Raw genomic sequence first — 17,667 nt, forward strand, 5'->3', positions numbered from 1 at the left:
GGGCTCGGGAGCGTGAGGGTCGTAGGTCCCACCCGATCAGGGACGGTCGGCCGCGGCCCGACGCGCCGGCCCGCGCGAGACTGGTGTGCAAGGGAGGTCGCCATGGAACGCCTGAGCCCGCTGTCGTACGCCTTCCTCGCTGCGGAGGACGTCGACCCGACCTCGTGCCTCGTCATCGGCTCGCTGGCGGTGCTCGACGGACCGGCGCCGCACGTCGACGAGGTCCGTGCGCTCGTCGCCTCACGCCTGCCGACGGTTCCGCGCTACCAGCAGCGGATCGCGCCCAGCCGCCTCGGGCTGCGGGCTCCGTCGTGGCAGGACGTCCCCGACCTCGAGCTTCGCCGGCACGTCACGGTGCGACAGGTCCCGGCCCCGGGCGGCCGGGCGGAGGTCGCGGCGCTGATGGCCGAGGCCATGGCGGAAAGGATGGATCGCGACCGACCGCTCTGGGACGTCACTGTGTGGACCGGCCTCGCGGACGGACGCTGGGGACTGCTCTCCCGCGTGCACCACGCCCTGGCAGACGGGGTGTCCGGCACAGGTCTCTACCGAGTGGTGTTCGACTCGGAGGGTCCGGCGGACGAGCCGCCGCCGACCCCGCCCGGAACCGCGCCCGGGGTGCCCGTGCGGAGCCTGGTGGCCGCGGCCCGCGGAGCCCTCGCCCTCGGCGCCGCACTGCTGCCGGTCACCCGTGAGGGCCTGCTCGGCCCGCTCGACGGGGCCCGGCGCTACGCGTGGACCGAGGTCGGGATCGCCGAGACCGAGGGCGTACGACGCGAGCTCGGCGTCACGGTGAACGACCTCGTGCTCTCAGCGATCAGCGGCGGCCTGCGCGAGCTGCTGCTCGAGCGCGGCCGGCAGCCCGACGCACACGCCCTGCGCACCCTGCTTCCGGTGTCGTCACGAGCGCCGGGCACGGCCGGCCATCCCGGCAACGAGGTGACGCTCATGCTGTCGATGCTGCCGGTCGAGCACGACGACCCGGTCGCGCGCGTGCTGGCGGTGCACGAGCGCGTGACCAGCCTGCGTCGGGCGCACGAGCCCGAGGCAGGAGTCGTGCTGCAGGCGCTGGCTGGTCTGCTCCCGTTCCCCGTCCTGGACCGCGGCCTGCGGTGGGGCCTGCGCCTGCCCCAGCAACAGATCTCGACGGTGACCACCAACGTGCCCGGACCCCGAACCCCGCTCACGTGCCTCGGTCGCCCGGTCCGCCATCTGCTCCCGGTCGTGCCCATCGCGGACCGGGTGCGGCTCGGGTTCGCGGTGCTCAGCTACGGAGACCGCCTGGCGTTCGGCATCACCGCCGACGCGACCAGCACGCCCGACGTCGACAATCTCGCCCTGGAGATCGGTGACGCCTGGCGATCGGTCCTCGTCGGGCGATGAGCACAGCGGTGCACTGGACATGACACACCTCGGCGGGGGAGTGCGCACGCGTCGAGGGCCGGGTCGCACGCGCGAACCCTGTCAGCCCGAACGAGGAATGGCCCCGACCTGCGAAGACGAGGGTCAGGGCTGCCTTCGTCCGCGGATCGGACTCAGTCGGCCCCGAACGAGGCCCAGACCGACTTGAACCCGAGACCATCCGTCGTGGACCCCCAGGCCTGACTGAGCGAGCCCACGATCAGGAGCCCCCGGCCGGCCGTGTCCAGCGCGTCAGGCGTGCGGGGAGTCACGGGCGAGCCGGATCCGTCCCGCACCTCGACGTGCGTGATGCCACCACTGCTCGAGAGGGTGAGGACGAACGGCGTCCCTGCATGCGCCACGGCATTGGTGGTGAGCTCGCTGACGACCAGCCGGACGTCGTCGACCAGGTGTGACAGGTGGTGGGCGAGCAGGTGGACGCAGATGAAGTCCCGTGCCTCTCCGACGCTGCGTGGCTCCGCGACCAGGGTGATCGTGTGGGACCAGTCAACGGTCACGACCACCAAGCCCCCTCTTTCGCCAGTGATGCTCAGCCGGGACACGGGCGGGCTAGACGGATGCCGGGGCAGTGGCTCCAGCGTACGCCCGAACTGGGTGGCCCGCTCGCCGTGGTGACGGCCCGCCCTGGTGGTGACGACCTCACTCACCGAGGGTGAGGTGCTTGTCCCGTGCTTGCGGTGACGCTGGACGCGTTCGCCCCCTCGAGCGAGGACGCCAGATGCCGACCCTTCGCGAGCCCGCGCACCTGCTGCGACCTCGCCGTGGGGGAGCGCGATGAACTTGGTGGTCGCCCTCCTCGTGGTCGTCGCCGCGGCGGCGGTGACCGTGACCGCCATGTTGGCGGTCCGTCGTCGCGCCCCGGACGGCAGCTACTTCCAGGACGGTGACCGGGCCTCCGGTGTCTTCGGGGTGCTCGCCACGGGCTTCTCCGTGCTGCTCGGCTTCATCATCTTCCTGTCGTTCCAGTCGTACGACGACGCGCGCACCGGAGCCGAGCTGGAGGCGACGACGGTCCTGCAGCAGACGCAGACCGCGCAGTTCCTGCCGAGCGGGGCCTCGAGCGAGCTGACCGCCGAGCTGGCCTGCTACGCCCGGTCCGTCGCGGGCGCGGAGTGGGACGCGCTCGAGTCCGGAACGCTCGGCGACCGCGTGAACCCCTGGGGCGTCGAGATGTTCCGCACCATCTCGGACGTGGTGCCGCAGGAGGCGACCGAGCAGTCGGCCTACGACCGCTGGATGGACCAGACGATCCAGCGCGAGCAGGCCAGGATCACCCGCGTCCACGGTGCCGAGGGCATCATCCCCAGCCCGTTGTGGGTGGCCCTGTTCCTCATCACCGCCGTCATCTTCGGCTACCTGCTCTTCTTCGCGGACCCGTCGGAGGGGCCGGTCACCCAGGGGATGCTCATGGGGAGCACGACGGCGGTCATCGTCACGCTCCTGCTCCTGCTGGCGTTCTTCGACCATCCGCACGGAGGCGGGGTCGGACGACTGCAGCCGACCGCGATGGAGCGGACCGTCAGGCTCATCGACACCGAGCTGGAGATCATCGGCCTCGAGGTCTCACTCCCGTGTGACGGCGATGGCAACCCCCTCTGAGGCCTCGGACCGCCCTCGCGACTGGCAGGAGGGCGTGGCCACGGTCCTCCTCGTCGTCGCGGCTGTCGCCACGTCGTGGAGCAGCTACCAGGCGACGCGCTGGAACGGCGAGCAGGCCGCCGCCGCGGGTCGCACCAACGCCATCCGGATCGAGGCGTCGCGAGCCGACGGCCTCGCCGAGGCGCAGACCCAGATCGACGTCGCCACGTTCATCGCGTGGGCCGAGGCCGACGTGACCGGCGACCGCAAGCTCGCGGACTTCGTGATGGACCGCTTCCGCGACGAGTTCCGTCCCGCGTTCGACGCCTGGAGGGCCACTGCTCCGCTGACCGACCCGGACGCTCCGCCGACGCCCTTCGCGATGGATGAGTACCACCTCGCGTCCCGCCAGCAGGCGGAGGAGCTGGACGCGCGAGCCGAGGCGGCAGCCGCCGAGGTCCGCACAGACATCCAGCGCGCCAGCAACTACGTCCTCACCGTGGTGCTCTACGCGGTTGCGCTGTTCTTCGCCGGCATGAGCACGCGCGTCAGGGCGTCCCGGCTGCGATGGGCCCTGACCCTGGCCGGCTGCGCGGTCTTCCTCGGCACCCTGTGCTGGATCGCCACCTTCCCCGTGAGCCTCGCGGTCTGACCAGCACCTGGCGGGCGTGACGCCGCCGGGGGCGCCTCCCGGGCCGCGGTCGGTTCCCGATGCCCTGGGCCGCGAGTCACACGGCCCACCGGGACCTCGGGACGCCGCGCCCGGGGGAGGGCTGCACCTGACCGGTGACCGAGACCGCCCACCCGGGTGCGTCCGCACCCTCCCGCAGCACTCGAGACCGCGGGCCCGTGCCTGCGGACCGTCCGCAGCGCGACCGTCGATCCATGGGGCGGGAGGCCCCCGTCCAAAGGGATCGGGTGATCGAGATGCGAACCAGTCTGATGGTGGGAACGGCGGTCCTCGGCGTCGCGGCAGCGATCGCCGTCCCGGTGCTCGGCGCGGCGACCGGGAGCGGGGCGACGGGCTCGTCGCAGCGCGCGACGGCCGACGGCGCCCGCCTGGCGGCGGCTCCTGCTGCGTCGGTCGTCCACGCCCCCGATGCGAGCGTGCTGTTCAACGACCCGACCGGCGGCGCGGCCGCCCGGGACCGGATCGCCGACCACGTCCGGCGGGCCATCGAGGCGACGCCGCGCCACGGCACGATCCGCATGGCGGCCTACAGCTTCGACCGGCCCGACATCGCCGGCGCGCTGCGACGCGCGTGCACACGACGCCAGGTGACGGTCCAGGTCGTCCTGAACGACAACTTCGTCTCGCGACCCGTCCGCCGCCTGCAGCGGCTCGTGGGTGCGGACGCGACCTCGAGCCTCGGCGCCTGCGACCGGTCGGCCTCGACGGGCCCGGACCCCAGCTTCGTCAAGGTGTGCCACGCCAGCTGTCGACTCGGCGACCGCGGCAACCAGCACATGAAGGTGTACCTGTTCTCCAGGGCCGGGCACGAGGCCGACGTCGTGATGCTGGGGTCCGCCAACCTGACCGGCTACGCCGCCGGGGTGCACTGGAACGACCTGGTGACCTTCACCGGGAGCCGCGAGCTGTACGACGACTACAGCAGGCTCTTCAGCGAGCTGGCGGCCGACCGCGTGGTCGAGGCGCCGGCCATGGACCTCACCCACGGCGACGTGACGACGAGCGTCCCCTCGGACGCGCCCGCCGGGGGCGAGGACGCGGTGGCGCGACGGCTGGCCGGGGTCGACTGCCGCGCGTTGCCCGGGAGCGGTGTCGCGGGACGGACCATGCTCCGCATCAGCATGTACGGCTGGCGCGGCACCCGTGGCGCCCGCCTCGCCCGGCAGGTCGCCGGACTGCGTGCCCAGGGATGCCGGATCCAGGCCCTGGTCAGCGCGGCCGGCCCGGACGTCGTCGAGATCCTGACCGCGGCGGGCGTCCGCGTGCGCAGCGCGTCGCTCGACGTCGACGCCAACGTGGCCACCGGGTTCGAGACGTCCGGCTGGGAGCACTTCGTGCACGAGAAGTGGATGTCGGTCGACGGGACCTGGAGCGGCTCGGCCACCCGGGCGGTGTGGACCGGGTCGGAGAACTGGTCCGACGTCTCGCTGCTCAACGACGAGCTGGTGGTGATGATCCCGCGGGCCGCGATCCACGACGCGTACGTCGCGCACTTCGACGACGTCTGGAGCCACCACTCGAGGGCGATCACCCCGCCGACCGGTCGGATGTGAGCCGTGTCTCGGTACCGAACCCCCCGGTCCCGACAACTTTGTCCGGTCGGGGATCGTCACCCTTCGTACGGGACCGGACCCTGCGGAGTGCACGGGTCCGGTCGACATGCCCCGCTCGCGTCCCACACCGGGTCGTGAAGGGGCTCGAGCGTGACGACGCCACGACGGTGGCGGTCGGGAAGGCGAGTTCGTGCCGAGGTTGTTGGTCCTGCCCATCCTGTGCCTGGTCCTGGGTGCCCCACAGACGGCGGTCCCCGCCGCAGCCGTCCCGGGAGGTGTGACGGCTGTGGCGCAGCAGGGACTGTCCTCCGCGAAGGTCACCGCCGCGGACCGCAAGCGGTGGAAGGCCCCGAATGGCCCGTTCTTCAACGACCCCCGCCGGAAGAAGGGCTGGTTCCGCATCGAGCGGAGGGTGATCGACACGATCGACCACACCCCCCGGGGGTCGACGATCAGGATCGCCGTCTACTCCTTCGACCGGATGCCGGTCGCGAAGGCGCTCATCGCCGCGCACCGGCGCGGGGTCCAGGTGCAGATGATCCTCAACGACCACCAGTACACGAAGGCGATGCGGGCGATCCGCAAGGAGATCGGAGCCAGGCGCTACCGCTCCAGCTTCATCTACCGGTGCACGGCGGGGTGCCGGACCAAGCAGAACCAGTACAACAACATGCACACGAAGTTCTACTCGTTCTCGCAGGCAGGCAGGTCGAAGGACGTGCTGGCCGTGGGATCGGCCAACATGATGCTCAACGCCGACATCCACCAGTGGAACGACCTCTACTTCACGTCCGGCGACCACGAGCTGTTCCGCCAGTTCGTCCGGCTGTTCAACGACATGCGCAAGGACCACGCCACCCGGCAGCCGCCGCAGCTCATCTGCGGCACGCCCGCCAACGGCGTCGCGTGCGACGACTCGGTCGACAAGCACACCGTCTGGGCCTGGCCCAAGCCGTCGGGACCGAGGAACGACCTGGTCCTCGACCTGCTCGGCAAGGTGCAGTGCCTGACCCCCGACGGTGCGGGCGGGCAGAAGCGGAGCCGCATCGCGGTCTCGATGCACACCATGCGCGGCAGGCGCGGTGACTACCTCGCCTCGGCCATCCGGCAGAAGTGGATCGAGGGGTGCAAGGTGCGCGTGATGTACGGCCTGATCGGCTACCACACCAAGCGCGTGATCGGTGCGCCGACGGCACGCGGGCGCATCCCGCTGCGCTCGACCGGGCTGGACTACAACCCGGACGACGACTACGACCTGAACAAGGACGGCAAGGACGACCTGATCCTGACCTACTACAGCCACCAGAAGTACGTCGCGATCCAGGGCACCTACAACGGCAGGCCCGACACCGACATGGTCGTCACGGGCTCCGCCAACTGGGCGAGCCTGAGCCCGGGCAACGACGAGCTCTGGATGTCGATCCGCGGCAGGAAGCTGACCCGGAAGTACGTCAAGAACTTCGACCACCAGTGGCGGAAGAAGCGCAACTCGCGCAACGCCTACACCACGACGTACGTGAACTTCCGCGTCAAGCGGACGGTCGTCGACGAGGACGGCACGCCCCGCACGGTCTGGCGGACCGTCCGGCGTCCGGTCACCACGATCGAGCGGGACCCCTACCGCACGGGTCCGTACTGGGAGGCCGACTGAGGGTCCGCCGACGCGGTCCGGGGGCGGTGCGGGGGGCGGACCGGGGGCACGTCGGGAGAGCTCGGAAAAACTTCCGCGGGACCCGTAACACCCCGCACCGCGTCGGCGCTGTGCAAGTAGGCGGCCGCGTTCCGCCGGACCCAGCACCGCTCACCCGTGCCCCGACCTCCCGCCGAGGCACGGATCCCCCCAGAGGCGGTGGGACGGCCCGAAAAACGCGCAGGACAGCGGCGTGGCCCCTCGGGGCCGCGCCGCTGCTGCGTGCGGCCCGCCGCGGCGGCCGGTGGTCAGCGGATGGCCAGGGTCGCTGCCGTCACGCAGGCGGCGGCGCAGACGGCGCCCCATCCCGCGAGCCGGAGCAGGGGGACCTGCACCCCCGCCGACCGGCAGCGCTGCAGCCACAGGAGCGTGGCGAGGGACGCCCAGGGCGTCACCAGCGCCCCGGTGTTGACGCCGACCAGCGTCGCGACGAGGCGACGTACGTCGTCCGCGGCGGCGGGCTCGACGATCAGGTAGGCGGGGAGGTTGTTGACGAGGTTGGCGCCGACCGCCGAGGCGACCGACAGGTGCAGCAGGTCGAGCGTCCGCACGCCCGAGCCGACCGCGGGCGCCAGCCAGTCCAGCAGCCCCTCGCCCTGGGCGAGGCGGAGCGCCCCGGCGACGACGACGAAGCCCCCGGCCATCAGCCAGGGCGGTCGGACCTCCCTCAGCATGCCGGGCGCCCGCCAGAGCAGGGCCGTCAGCAGGACGAGTGCCGACCCGACGGCGACGACGGCCGGCTCCACGCCGACGGCGAACAGCGGACCGACGGCCAGGCACACGACCGAGCTCACGACCAGCAGCACGCGGTCGTGCGGCTCCGCGGGCGGCTCGACGGCGTAGGTCCCACGCAGGGCGCGCCGCTGGAGGACGGCGATCAGGACGAGCGTGACGACCACGGCCGTGACCGCCGGCGCCGCGGCCGTACGCACGTATTCGCCGTGGCCAGCGCCGAGGTCCTCGAAGCGGTGCACCGCCAGGAGGTTGGTGAGGTTGGACACCGGGAGCAGGAGCGACCCGGTGTTGGCGATCCAGAGCGTGGTGAGCGCGAAGGGGAGTGGCGAGACGCCCGTCTGGCTCGCGATCGCGATGCCGACGGGTGTGAGCAGCACGGCGGTGGTGTCGAGGCTCAGTACGATCGTGCACAGCACGGCCAGCGCCGCGAACGTCAGCCACAGCAGCACCACCCGGTGACGCGCGCGACGCGCGAGGGCGTGCGCCGCCACGTCGAAGACGCCGGCCAGCTGCGCGACCTCTGCGGTCACCGTGATCGCGAGCAGGAAGACCGCGACCGGCAGCACCTGGGACAGGACGGGGTGCAGGGCCTCGCTCACGTCGTCACGACGACGGCTGACGTGCCGAGCTCGTCACCGGCTCGGGGACGGGGCCGAACTGCTGGTTGCAGGTCCAGCCCGCGCAGTCGACCAGCTCGCGCCGGCGCGACTCGAGCGTGGCCCGGACCGCCGCGTAGGCCGGGTCGTCGACGAGGTTGACCATCTCGTCGGGGTCGAGGAGCCGGTCGTAGAGGAACGTGTCGACGCCGTCGGTGCCGTAGAGGTAGCGCTCGGTGCGCACGCCGCGGTGCGACCACCCGTCGCCGAGGGTGCGTCCGGTCTGGATGAGCGTGGTGTCGCGGAAGGACTGGTCCTCGCCGCGCAGCGTCGGTGCCAGGGACGTCCCGTCCACCTGCCACTGCGGGGTGACCCCTGTCAGCGCGGCGAAGGTGACGGGCAGGTCGACCAACGTCACCGGCAGCTGCGAGGTGGCCCCGGCGACCACGTCCGGGCCGCGCACGAGGAGCGGGACCTGCAGCGCCTCGTCGGTCAGCACGTCCTTGCCGACGAACCGGTGCTCGCCGAGGGAGTAGCCGTTGTCGGAGGTGAAGACGATGTAGGTGTCGTCGAGGACGCCCTCGTCCTCCAGCGTGTCGACCAGCGACCCGACCGCGCGGTCCACGGACTGCAGCGCCTGCAGCCGGGCGGTGTTCTCCGCGGCGACCTCGTCGGGGGAGACCGGCGTACGACGGCGCAGGTAGGAGGGCTGGTCGGACACGTCCTCCTGGTTGAACGCCGGGTCGTCGAAGGACGAGGGGCGCTCGTCGAGGAACAGGTGCTCGTCGCGGGGCTCCGCCGGGGGCAGGCCGCGCCCGCCCTCGGGGCTGATCCGGTAGTGCGGCGCGAGGTGCCACGCGTACACGACGAACGGGTCGCCGCTGCGGGCGAAGTCTCGCACCGCCTCGTTGGTGTGGTCCTCGATCACCGAGGTGATGTAGCTGTCGGTGTAGCGGCGCGGGTCGCCGTCACCGGTCATCGAGAAGTCGACGTAGTCGTAGACCCCCCGCGTGAGCGCGTCCCAGCGCGACCAGCCGGCGGGACGCACGTCGCGGGGGCCGTAGCCGTTGAGGAACTTGCCGACGAAGCCCGTGCGGTAGCCGTTGCTGCGGAACCAGGTGCTGGCCTCCTGGGTCGGGTCAAGGGCCTGGAAGCCGCCGTGGACGCCACGGTTGTGCTGGACGCCGTTGTTCTGGGCGTACTGGCCGGTGGCGAGCTGGGCGCGGGCCGGGCAGCAGAGCGGGTGCGGCGAGATCGCGTCGGTGAACTCCATGCCCTGGTCGGCGAGGAGGCGTCGCGTGATCGGCATGTGGTCGAGGTCGTCGTCGCGCATGTCGTCGGTCAGGACGAAGACGAGGTTGGGACGAGCCGGCTCGTCCGCCTCGGCGGCGGGGGACCGGGTGCCCTGCACCATCCGCACCGAGCCGGGGCCGCTGGCCCCACCGGAGTCGCTGGTCGCGGTGACCGTGGCGAGGGTGGCGACGAGTACGACGAGGAGGGCAGCCGTGATCGACTGTGCCCACGCTCGCATCTTGCCCCTCGCCGAGACCCGAAGGGTCCTTGTCGTCCGCCCGTGTTCCGGCGCAAGACTAGGACGGGGGAGGTCGCCTCCCCAAAGCGACACGACGACTGGGGCGAGACCGGTCCGGGCCGCTACCCTGTGGTCTCGCCCAAGCCCGGCAGCACCGCCGGGCCGACGACCACACCGCACGAGCGAAGGAACCCGCAGCAGCCGCCATGGACGAGAGTCAAAGTCCCCGCACGACCGCACTGAACGCCTGGTGCGCGTCGTGACCCCCCTCCTGCTCCTGCTCGTGTCCCTGGCCCTCGTGGCCGCCTGCGGCCTCTTCGTGGCCGCGGAGTTCTCCTTCGTCACCGTGGACCGGCCCAGCGTCGAGCGCGCCGCGGCTGCCGGCGACGAGGGCGCCCGCGGTGTCCAGCTGGCGCTCCGCTCGCTGTCGACGCAGCTCTCCGGCGCCCAGGTCGGCATCACCGTGACCAACCTGGCCATCGGCTTCCTGGCCGAGCCGGCGATCGCCGACCTCATCCACGACCCGCTGGCGTCGGCCGGCGTGCCCGACGGCGTGGTCACGCCGCTGGCGCTGGCGCTGGGCCTCGTGCTCGGCACCGTCGTGACGATGATCTTCGGCGAGATGGTCCCGAAGAACATCGCGATCGCCCGCCCGCTCCAGACGGCGCGCACCACCCAGGGCTTCATGCGGGGCTTCACCGCCCTTACCCGCGGGCCCATCCGGGCGCTCAACGGGTCGGCCAACGCGATCGTGCGCCGCCTCGGCATCGAGCCGCAGGAGGAGCTCCGCTCCGCCCGCAGCTCGCAGGAGCTCTCCTCGCTCGTGCAGCGGTCGGCCGACCAGGGCACCCTCGACGCCGACACCGCGGAGCTCGTCGAGCGCTCGGTCGAGTTCGGCACCCGCACGGCCGGCGAGATCATGACCCCCCGCGTGCGGACCACGACCGTGGAGGAGGGCGACCGCGTCTCCGCGGTCATCGACCTGGCGCGCCAGACCGGCCACTCCCGCTTCCCGGTCCTCGACGCCGAGGACACCGTGGTCGGCACGGTCCACGTCAAGCACGCGGTCGCCGTGCCGGTGCACGAGCGCGCCACCACCCGCATCAAGCACGTCATGGTGCGGCCCGTCGTCGTGCCCGACAGCCTCCGGCTCGACCCGCTGCTCGCGCTCCTGCGCCAGGACGGCTTCCAGATGGCCATCGTGCTCGACGAGTACGGCGGGCACGCGGGCATCGTGACGCTCGAGGACGTCGTCGAGGAGATCGTCGGCGACATCTCCGACGAGCACGACCGGCTCGGCGCGCGCATCCGCCAGCGTCGCGACGGCAGCTGGACGCTCTCCGGGCTCCTGCGGCCCGACGAGGTCGAGGACGCGACCGACATCGAGCTGCCCGACCACGACGACTACGACACCGTCGCGGGCCTCGTCATGCGCGAGCTCGGCAAGATCCCGGAGCCGGGGGACCGCGTCGAGCTGCCCGTGCCGGACCGCAGCAACCCCCACGAGGTGCGCGAGCGCCTCGTGACGCTGACCGTCCAGCGGATGGACGGCCTGCGCATCGACCGCCTCGACCTCGTCCTGGTGGGGGAGGTCGATCGTGAGCAGTGACCTCTTCGGCGTCGGCCTCGCCGTCGTCCTGCTGGCCCTCAACGCCTTCTTCGTGGGCGCGGAGTTCGCCCTGCTCGCCGCGCGGCGCAGCCAGATCGAGCCGCGCGCGCAGGAGGGCTCGCGCGCCGCCCGCACCACGCTGCGCGCCATGGAGAACATCTCGCTCGTGATGGCCGGTGCCCAGCTCGGGATCACCGTCTGCTCGCTGGGGCTCGGTGCCATCGGTGAGCCCGCCGTCGCGCACCTGCTGGAGCCGGTCCTCCACGCCGCCAGGCTGCCCGACAACCTGCTGCACCCGGTGTCGTTCGTGGTCGCGATGTCGATCGTGGTCTACCTGCACGTCGTCCTCGGCGAGATGGTGCCCAAGAACATCGCCCTCGCCGGCGCCGACCGGGCCGCGATGGTCCTCAGCCCGCCGATGATGGCGATCGTCACCGTGCTGCGCCCGGTGATCGCCGGGATGAACATGGCCGCCAACGGGGTGCTCCGCTTGCTCCGCATCGAGCCCAAGGACGAGGTCCACTCGAGCTTCACCCGCGAGGAGGTCGCCGCCCTCGTCGAGGAGTCGCGCGGCGAGGGCCTGATCGAGGCCGACGAGTACGACCGGCTCGCAGGCGCGCTCGGGTTCACCGAGAAGTCGGTCGCGGCGATCGTCATGGCCCCCGACACCCTGGCCACCGTGGCACCCGGCTCGACGGTCGCCGACGTCGAGGCCGTGTGCGCCGCCACCGGCTTCAGCCGCTTCCCGGTCGCCGGCGACGACGGCACGCTGCTGGGCTACCTCCACATCAAGGACGCCCTCGAGTCCGACGACGACAAGCGCTCGCGCGTCATCGAGGACAAGTGGATCCGCCCCTTCGCGTCGGTGCACCCCGGCGACCTGCTCCACGACGCGCTCGAGAGCCTCCAGGTCAAGGGCGCCCACATGGCGCGGGTCGTCGAGCGCGACGGCAGCGTGATCGGGCTGGTCGCGCTCGAGGACGTCCTCGAGGAGCTCGTCGGCGAGATCCGCGACGCCGCACACCACGACGTGTCCGGCGCCGAGGCTCACTGAGCGCTGGATAGGGTCTGATCGTGTCCGAGGAAGCCTCTCGCGTCTGGACCGTGCCCAACATCATCAGTGTGGTGCGGCTCGCTGGCGTCCCCCTCTTCCTCTGGCTGGTGCTCGGGCCCGAGGCCGACGCGATCGCCCTCGTCGTGCTGATGGTCGCCGGCTTCACCGACTTCCTCGACGGGTGGCTCGCCCGACGCCTCGACCAGTACTCCAAGCTGGGGGAGGTGCTCGACCCGGTCGCCGACCGTCTCTACATCCTGGCGGTCGTCGTCGGCCTCTACCTGCGCGACATCATCCCGTGGTGGGTCGCGATCGCGCTGCCGCTGCGCGACCTCCTCCTCTGGGGCCTGGTGCCGATCCTGCGCACCCGCGGCTTCTCCGCGCTGCCCGTGCACTTCCTCGGCAAGGCCGCCACGTTCAACCTGCTCTACGCCTTCCCGCTGCTGCTCCTGGGCGAGGGTGACGGCATCGTCGCCACGCTCGCGCGCAACTTCGGGTGGGCGTTCGCGTGGTGGGGGATCGGGCTCTACTGGTGGGCCGGGGTCCTCTACGCCTGGCAGGTGCGCACGCTGGTGCGTGAGACCCCCCGTCGTACGTCACCGGCGACCGACCATGGCTGACACCCGGGCCGGCGAGTCGACGGCGCCGGGCGGGCCCGAGACCGGCCGCCCGCTGCCCGAGCACGTCACGACCCCGCTGCTGACGCTGATCACGGCCCGGTCGATGGACGAGGACTACGCCCACGTCGCCCAGAAGCGGGCCGACGCCGGCGAACCGCGACCGCAGGCCTCGCGACCCCACTGGTCGAGCGCGCTGGCCGTCGCCGCGCTCGGCGTCATGGCGGCGGTCGTCGCCGTGCAGACCGACCGGGAGGCCCCGGCCAACGAGCTCAGCCGGGCCGCGCTCGTCGAGCAGATCGACAGCCGCAGCGACGACGTCCGCGCGCTGCAGGCCGACGTCGCCCGGCTGACCCGCTTCAACGCCGCGGTCGCCAGCAACAGCACGGGCACCCAGGCCGACCTCGAGGACATCGAGGCCCGGGTGCGTCGCGCCGAGCTGACCAGTGGGTTCTCGCCCGTCCACGGCCCGGGTGTGCGGATCACCGTCGACAACCGGCCGGGAGGCGACGTGGACGGCGAGGTGCTCGACGAGGACCTGGCCACCCTGGTGGACGGGCTCTTCGAGGCGGGCGCCGAGGCCGTCGCGATCAACGACCAGCGGATCAACGCGCTCGGCGGCATCCGCAACACCAGCCGGGCCATCCACGTCAACGGGCGGCCCGTCAACGCGCCCTACGTCGTCGCGGCGATCGGCGACCCCCGCACGCTCCAGGCCCGACTGGTGGAGACCTACCAGGGCCAGCAGTGGTTCGGCCGGGTCAACAACTTCGGATTTGTGTACGAGGCCGAGAATGTCGACGACATCCGCTTGCCGGCTGCGCCCGAACGCGTCCTTCGTGATGTGATCGAGCTCGACGCCGCACCCTACGGCGGACCAGCACAGGAGGGGAGCTCGCCGTGATCGCCGCACTTGGCCTGCTCCTGGGCATCATCGCCGGGCTGGCCTTCGCCCCCGACGTGCCGCTCAGCCTGCAGAACTACCTGCCGATCGCCGTGGTGGCCGCCCTCGACGCGGTCTTCGGTGCGCTCCGCGCCTACCTCGACGGCATCTTCGACGACAAGGTGTTCGTCGTCTCCTTCGTCAGCAACGTCGTCGTCGCGGCGGCGATCGTCTACCTCGGCGACCAGCTCGGCGTCGGGTCCCAGCTCAGCACCGGCGTGGTCGTCGTGCTCGGCATCCGCATCTTCTCCAACGTCGCCGCGATCCGCAGGCACGTCTTCCACGCCTGAGCCCCGATCCCATGCCCGATCCCATGCCCGACGAGACGCCCGACCCGCAGCCCGGTCACGAGGCCCATCCCGCGCACCGCACGGACCCCGAGCCCGGTCGCGAGCGCCTGCGCCACGCCCTGGTCCGCCCGTCGCGACGCCAGGTCGTCGTCGCCGTTCTGCTCGCCGTCCTCGGCTTCGCGTTCGTCGTACAGGTGCAGGACACGAAGGCCAACGACACCTACAGCGGCCTGCGCGAGAGCGAGCTGATCGAGGTGCTCGACGGCCTGACCGGCACGGCCGAGCGGGCGCGACGCGAGGTCGGCCGGCTCGAGGCCCGGCGCGACGAACTGACCAACGAGAGCCGGGCGCGGTCCGCGGCCCTCGACGAGGCCGAGCAGCGGGTCAAGACGCTCAACATCATCGCCGGCCTGGTGCCCGTCACCGGCCCCGGCCTGCGGATGACGATCACCGAGTCGTCCAGCCGGGTCAACGTCGGGTCGCTGCTCGACACCGTCCAGGAGCTCCGCACGGCCGGCGCCGAGGCGATGGAGTTCAACGACTCGATCCGCGTCGGGGCGGACAGCTCCTTCGACAGCGCGGTGGGTGGCATCGAGCTCGACGGCCAGCTCCTCGAGCCGCCGTACACCCTCGAGGTGATCGGCGACCCCCACGTCCTGCGCACGGCGCTCACCTTCTCGACCGGGCCGGTCGAGACGCTGGAGACCTACGACGGGGCGACGGTCAAGATCGAGGAGCTCGAGTCCGTCGACATCACCAGCGTGCGCGAGGCCGAACGACCTGAGTATGCGGAGCCCGGCAGCGGCCAGTAGCCTGCCGGACACCCCCGCACCCCCAGCACCGCCCACCCACCCGACGCCCCACCGCCAAGGAGTCCGCGTGTATCCGGAGAACCTCAAGTACACCAGCGAGCACGAGTGGGTCCGCAGCCCCGGTGACACCGACGGCTCGGTCCGGGTCGGGATCACCGACTTCGCGCAGGACGCCCTCGGCGACATCGTGTACGTCTCCCTGCCGCAGGTCGGCGACCAGGTGGCGGCGGGGGACACCTGCGGGGAGCTGGAGTCCACCAAGTCGGTCAGCGACATCTACGCCCCCGTGACCGGTGAGGTCGTCGCCACGAACGCCGCCCTCGACTCCACCCCGGAGCTCGTCAACAGCGACCCGTACGAGGCCGGCTGGTTGTTCGAGGTGTCCGTCGCCGATGCCTCGCAGGTCGACGGCCTGATGGACGCCGCGGCCTACCAGGCCGGGCTGGACGGCTGAGCCGCACCACCCACCAGGTCCGTCCGATCACCTGTCGCCCGGTGTTCCCCGACCACCCGTCGTCGCCTCCAGCGGGCTGGTAGGTTCGGGGAAACCGTCAACCTCAACCCTCGGCTGAGGGTTGAGCGTCGATCCGTCGAGGAGTATCCATGCCGTTCTGCACCGCCTGTGGCAAGCAGAACCCTGACGATGCGCGCTTCTGTGCCCAGTGCGGCACCAAGCTGCTCGCGGGGGAGGACACGGGCGCGAGCCCGGTCGAGAGCACTGCGACCATCACCTTCGGGGCCCCGGACCAGCGCGAGTCCTCGGACCGCCAGCTCAGCCCCGTCGACGCGGCGGCGGTGGACGCCCTCCCCGAGGGCCACGCCCTCCTCGTCGTGCAGCGCGGGCCGAGCGCCGGCAGCCGGTTCCTCCTCGACGTCGACGTCGTGGGCGCCGGTCGCCACCCCGACAGCGAGATCTTCCTCGACGACGTCACGGTCTCCCGCCGCCACGCGGAGTTCCGCCGCAGCGGCACGGGCTACACCGTCAGCGACGTGGGCAGCCTCAACGGCACCTACGTCAACCGTGACCGGATCGACTCCGTCGAGCTCAACGACGGCGACGAGGTCCAGATCGGGAAGTACCGCCTGGTGTTCTTCTCCTCCCACCCGGCCACCTGATCCGTGAGTGCCTCGACGGCCGCGGGCTCGAGTCGCGGCGCCCGCTACAACATCGGCCAGGTGCTCGACCAGCTGCGAGCGGACTTCCCCGGGGTCACCATCCCCAAGATCCGCTTCCTCGAGGACCAGGGACTCGTCAAGCCCGAGCGGACCGCCGCCGGCTACCGCAAGTTCTCGGCGGACGACGTGACCCGCCTGCGCTACATCCTGACGATGCAGCGTGACCACTACCTGCCGCTGAAGGTGATCGGCGACCACCTCGACGCCATCGACCGCGGCCTCGAGCCGCCGGCGATCGAGTCGGTCGTGCCGACCGTGCCCAAGGTGGCCCTGAGCGCGGACGGCCTGCCCAGCCCGGAGTCGTTCCGGCGCAGCAGCGACCTGCGGCTCTCGCGACGTGAGCTGCTCAAGGTCGCCGAGATCAGCGAGGAGCTGCTGGTCGAGCTCGAGCAGTACGGCCTGGTGAGCGCCCGCAGCGGCACCGGACACTTCGACAGCGACGCCCTCGTCGTCGCCCAGACCGCCCGGGAGCTCGCCGACTTCGGGTTCGAGCCGCGGCACCTGCGCGCGTTCAAGACGGCCGCGGACCGCGAGGTCGGGCTCGTCCAGCAGGTCGTCGCCCCCCTCGCCCGGGGCCGCGACGCCGCCGCCCGGGGTCGCGCCGAGGACGCCACGTCCGAGATCGCCGCGCTGTCGGTGCGCCTGCACGCGACCCTCGTGAAGGTCGGTCTGGACCGCGGCTGAGCCTCCTGCCCGGGCGCTGCCGTCCGATCAGGGCACGTGAGTAGGGTGGACGCATGCGCGAAATGGACGTCGTCGGAGTCCGCGTCGAGATGCCCTCGAACCAGCCGATCGTGCTGCTGCGAGAGGTGACGGGGGAGCGCTACCTCCCCATCTGGATCGGCGCCGTGGAGGCGACGGCGATCGCGTTCGCCCAGCAGGGCGTCACGCCGCCCCGACCGCTCACGCACGACCTGATGCGCGACGTCCTCGAGGCCACCGGCCAGCGGCTCGACGAGGTCCGCATCGTCGACATGAGGGACGGGGTGTTCTTCGCCCAGCTCGTCTTCGACGGCGGGGCCGAGGTCGGTGCCCGCCCGTCGGACTCCATCGCGCTCGCGTTGCGCACCGGCTCGCGCATCGTCTGCGCGGAGGCCGTGCTGGACGAGGCCGGTCTCGCGGTGCCCGCCGAGCAGGAGGACGAGGTCGAGCGGTTCCGCGAGTTCCTCGACCACGTCTCGCCCGACGACTTCGAGGCCCACTGACCCGTCGCGCCAGCCCGCCGGCGTACGCGCGTCGTGGGGTCTCCCGAGACTCCGGGGTCCCGGCTGCGTCATGCGACCCGTCGGTGATGGGTTCGCGTTTGCATGACGCTGGCTGATGCGGGCGCGGCTGCGTCATGCGAACCGTCGGTGATGGGTTCGCCTTTG

18 protein-coding genes are annotated in these 17,667 nt (G+C 71.8%); 15 read left to right on the forward strand and 3 right to left on the reverse strand.

What is annotated here, in order from left to right:
* Positions 1-102 precede the first annotated feature (102 nt).
* On the forward strand, positions 103-1,383 hold the full coding sequence (locus tag NYO98_RS06715; protein ID WP_268110784.1) for a wax ester/triacylglycerol synthase family O-acyltransferase: 1,281 nt from the start codon (positions 103-105) through the stop codon (positions 1,381-1,383).
* Positions 1,384-1,535: 152 nt separating this feature from the next.
* Here the strand turns inward: NYO98_RS06715 and NYO98_RS06720 are convergent, their stop codons facing one another.
* Positions 1,536-1,919, reverse strand: a complete 384-nt coding sequence (locus NYO98_RS06720) for an ATP-binding protein (RefSeq protein WP_268110785.1) — start codon at positions 1,917-1,919, stop codon at positions 1,536-1,538.
* A gap of 277 nt (positions 1,920-2,196) precedes the next feature.
* On the opposite strand from NYO98_RS06720, the gene NYO98_RS06725 reads away from it, so the two are divergent.
* From NYO98_RS06725 to NYO98_RS06740, 4 genes are all read left to right on the forward strand, one after another.
* Positions 2,197-3,021 (forward strand): bestrophin-like domain, encoded by an 825-nt coding sequence (locus NYO98_RS06725; RefSeq protein ID WP_268110786.1) that lies wholly within the window; start codon positions 2,197-2,199, stop codon positions 3,019-3,021.
* Entirely contained in the window at positions 3,005-3,652 is a 648-nt protein-coding gene (locus NYO98_RS06730) for a hypothetical protein (protein WP_268110787.1), read from the forward strand. The genes NYO98_RS06725 and NYO98_RS06730 overlap by 17 nt, the downstream gene beginning before the upstream one ends.
* Positions 3,653-3,927: 275 nt before the next feature.
* Positions 3,928-5,244 (forward strand): phospholipase D-like domain-containing protein, encoded by a 1,317-nt coding sequence (locus NYO98_RS06735; protein ID WP_268110788.1) that lies wholly within the window; start codon positions 3,928-3,930, stop codon positions 5,242-5,244.
* A 286-nt stretch (positions 5,245-5,530) separates the two neighbouring features.
* Complete coding sequence (locus NYO98_RS06740; RefSeq protein WP_268110789.1) at positions 5,531-6,895, forward strand: phospholipase D-like domain-containing protein; 1,365 nt, start codon at positions 5,531-5,533, stop codon at positions 6,893-6,895.
* Positions 6,896-7,182: 287 nt separating this feature from the next.
* Here NYO98_RS06740 and NYO98_RS06745 read toward each other — a convergent pair whose 3' ends face one another.
* Both NYO98_RS06745 and NYO98_RS06750 read right to left on the reverse strand, forming a co-directional pair.
* Entirely contained in the window at positions 7,183-8,268 is a 1,086-nt protein-coding gene (locus NYO98_RS06745) for an SLC13 family permease (protein WP_268110790.1), read from the reverse strand.
* Between the two features lie 4 nt (positions 8,269-8,272).
* Positions 8,273-9,796 (reverse strand): sulfatase family protein, encoded by a 1,524-nt coding sequence (locus NYO98_RS06750; RefSeq protein ID WP_268110791.1) that lies wholly within the window; start codon positions 9,794-9,796, stop codon positions 8,273-8,275.
* 259 nt (positions 9,797-10,055) lie between these two features.
* Between NYO98_RS06750 and NYO98_RS06755 the strand changes: the two genes are divergently transcribed.
* The 10 genes from NYO98_RS06755 (at position 10,056) to NYO98_RS06800 (ending at position 17,502) form a co-directional block, all read left to right on the forward strand.
* On the forward strand, positions 10,056-11,405 hold the full coding sequence (locus tag NYO98_RS06755; protein ID WP_268110792.1) for a hemolysin family protein: 1,350 nt from the start codon (positions 10,056-10,058) through the stop codon (positions 11,403-11,405).
* Positions 11,395-12,459: a hemolysin family protein gene (locus tag NYO98_RS06760; RefSeq protein ID WP_268110794.1), complete on the forward strand. Its 1,065-nt coding sequence runs from the start codon at positions 11,395-11,397 to the stop codon at positions 12,457-12,459. The genes NYO98_RS06755 and NYO98_RS06760 overlap by 11 nt, the downstream gene beginning before the upstream one ends.
* Positions 12,460-12,479: 20 nt before the next feature.
* Positions 12,480-13,079, forward strand: a complete 600-nt coding sequence (locus NYO98_RS06765) for a CDP-alcohol phosphatidyltransferase family protein (protein WP_407673868.1) — start codon at positions 12,480-12,482, stop codon at positions 13,077-13,079.
* Positions 13,072-13,980, forward strand: a complete 909-nt coding sequence (locus NYO98_RS06770) for a DUF881 domain-containing protein (protein ID WP_268110795.1) — start codon at positions 13,072-13,074, stop codon at positions 13,978-13,980. The genes NYO98_RS06765 and NYO98_RS06770 overlap by 8 nt, the downstream gene beginning before the upstream one ends.
* On the forward strand, positions 13,977-14,309 hold the full coding sequence (locus NYO98_RS06775; protein WP_254182985.1) for a small basic family protein: 333 nt from the start codon (positions 13,977-13,979) through the stop codon (positions 14,307-14,309). The genes NYO98_RS06770 and NYO98_RS06775 overlap by 4 nt, the downstream gene beginning before the upstream one ends.
* Before the next feature lie 11 nt (positions 14,310-14,320).
* Positions 14,321-15,121, forward strand: a complete 801-nt coding sequence (locus tag NYO98_RS06780) for a DUF881 domain-containing protein (RefSeq protein WP_268110796.1) — start codon at positions 14,321-14,323, stop codon at positions 15,119-15,121.
* Between the two features lie 67 nt (positions 15,122-15,188).
* Positions 15,189-15,575: a glycine cleavage system protein GcvH gene (gene gcvH, locus NYO98_RS06785; RefSeq protein ID WP_268110797.1), complete on the forward strand. Its 387-nt coding sequence runs from the start codon at positions 15,189-15,191 to the stop codon at positions 15,573-15,575.
* Positions 15,576-15,724: 149 nt separating this feature from the next.
* Positions 15,725-16,237, forward strand: a complete 513-nt coding sequence (locus NYO98_RS06790) for an FHA domain-containing protein (RefSeq protein WP_268110798.1) — start codon at positions 15,725-15,727, stop codon at positions 16,235-16,237.
* A 3-nt stretch (positions 16,238-16,240) separates the two neighbouring features.
* Positions 16,241-16,981 carry a transcriptional regulator FtsR gene (ftsR, locus tag NYO98_RS06795; protein WP_268110799.1) on the forward strand — a complete coding sequence of 247 codons (741 nt, stop codon included), beginning with the start codon at positions 16,241-16,243 and terminating at the stop codon, positions 16,979-16,981.
* A 53-nt stretch (positions 16,982-17,034) separates the two neighbouring features.
* A complete protein-coding gene (locus tag NYO98_RS06800) occupies positions 17,035-17,502 on the forward strand; it encodes a bifunctional nuclease family protein (protein WP_268110800.1) in 468 nt (155 codons plus the stop codon).
* Positions 17,503-17,667 lie beyond the last annotated feature (165 nt).

The organism is Nocardioides pini, from assembly GCF_026712185.1.
Lineage (GTDB): Bacteria > Actinomycetota > Actinomycetes > Propionibacteriales > Nocardioidaceae > Nocardioides > Nocardioides pini.

What these genes read in the sequence shown, in the direction of transcription:
- NYO98_RS06715 (WP_268110784.1), top strand. Translation starts at nt 103, where the DNA reads ATGGAACGCCTGAGCCCGCTGTCGTACGCCTTCCTCGCTGCGGAGGAC.
- NYO98_RS06725 (WP_268110786.1), top strand. Translation starts at nt 2,197, where the DNA reads ATGAACTTGGTGGTCGCCCTCCTCGTGGTCGTCGCCGCGGCGGCGGTG.
- NYO98_RS06730 (WP_268110787.1), top strand. Translation starts at nt 3,005, where the DNA reads ATGGCAACCCCCTCTGAGGCCTCGGACCGCCCTCGCGACTGGCAGGAG.
- NYO98_RS06735 (WP_268110788.1), top strand. Translation starts at nt 3,928, where the DNA reads ATGCGAACCAGTCTGATGGTGGGAACGGCGGTCCTCGGCGTCGCGGCA.
- NYO98_RS06750 (WP_268110791.1), bottom strand. Translation starts at nt 9,796, where the DNA reads ATGCGAGCGTGGGCACAGTCGATCACGGCTGCCCTCCTCGTCGTACTC.
- NYO98_RS06770 (WP_268110795.1), top strand. Translation starts at nt 13,072, where the DNA reads ATGGCTGACACCCGGGCCGGCGAGTCGACGGCGCCGGGCGGGCCCGAG.
- NYO98_RS06780 (WP_268110796.1), top strand. Translation starts at nt 14,321, where the DNA reads ATGCCCGATCCCATGCCCGACGAGACGCCCGACCCGCAGCCCGGTCAC.
- NYO98_RS06790 (WP_268110798.1), top strand. Translation starts at nt 15,725, where the DNA reads ATGCCGTTCTGCACCGCCTGTGGCAAGCAGAACCCTGACGATGCGCGC.
- NYO98_RS06800 (WP_268110800.1), top strand. Translation starts at nt 17,035, where the DNA reads ATGCGCGAAATGGACGTCGTCGGAGTCCGCGTCGAGATGCCCTCGAAC.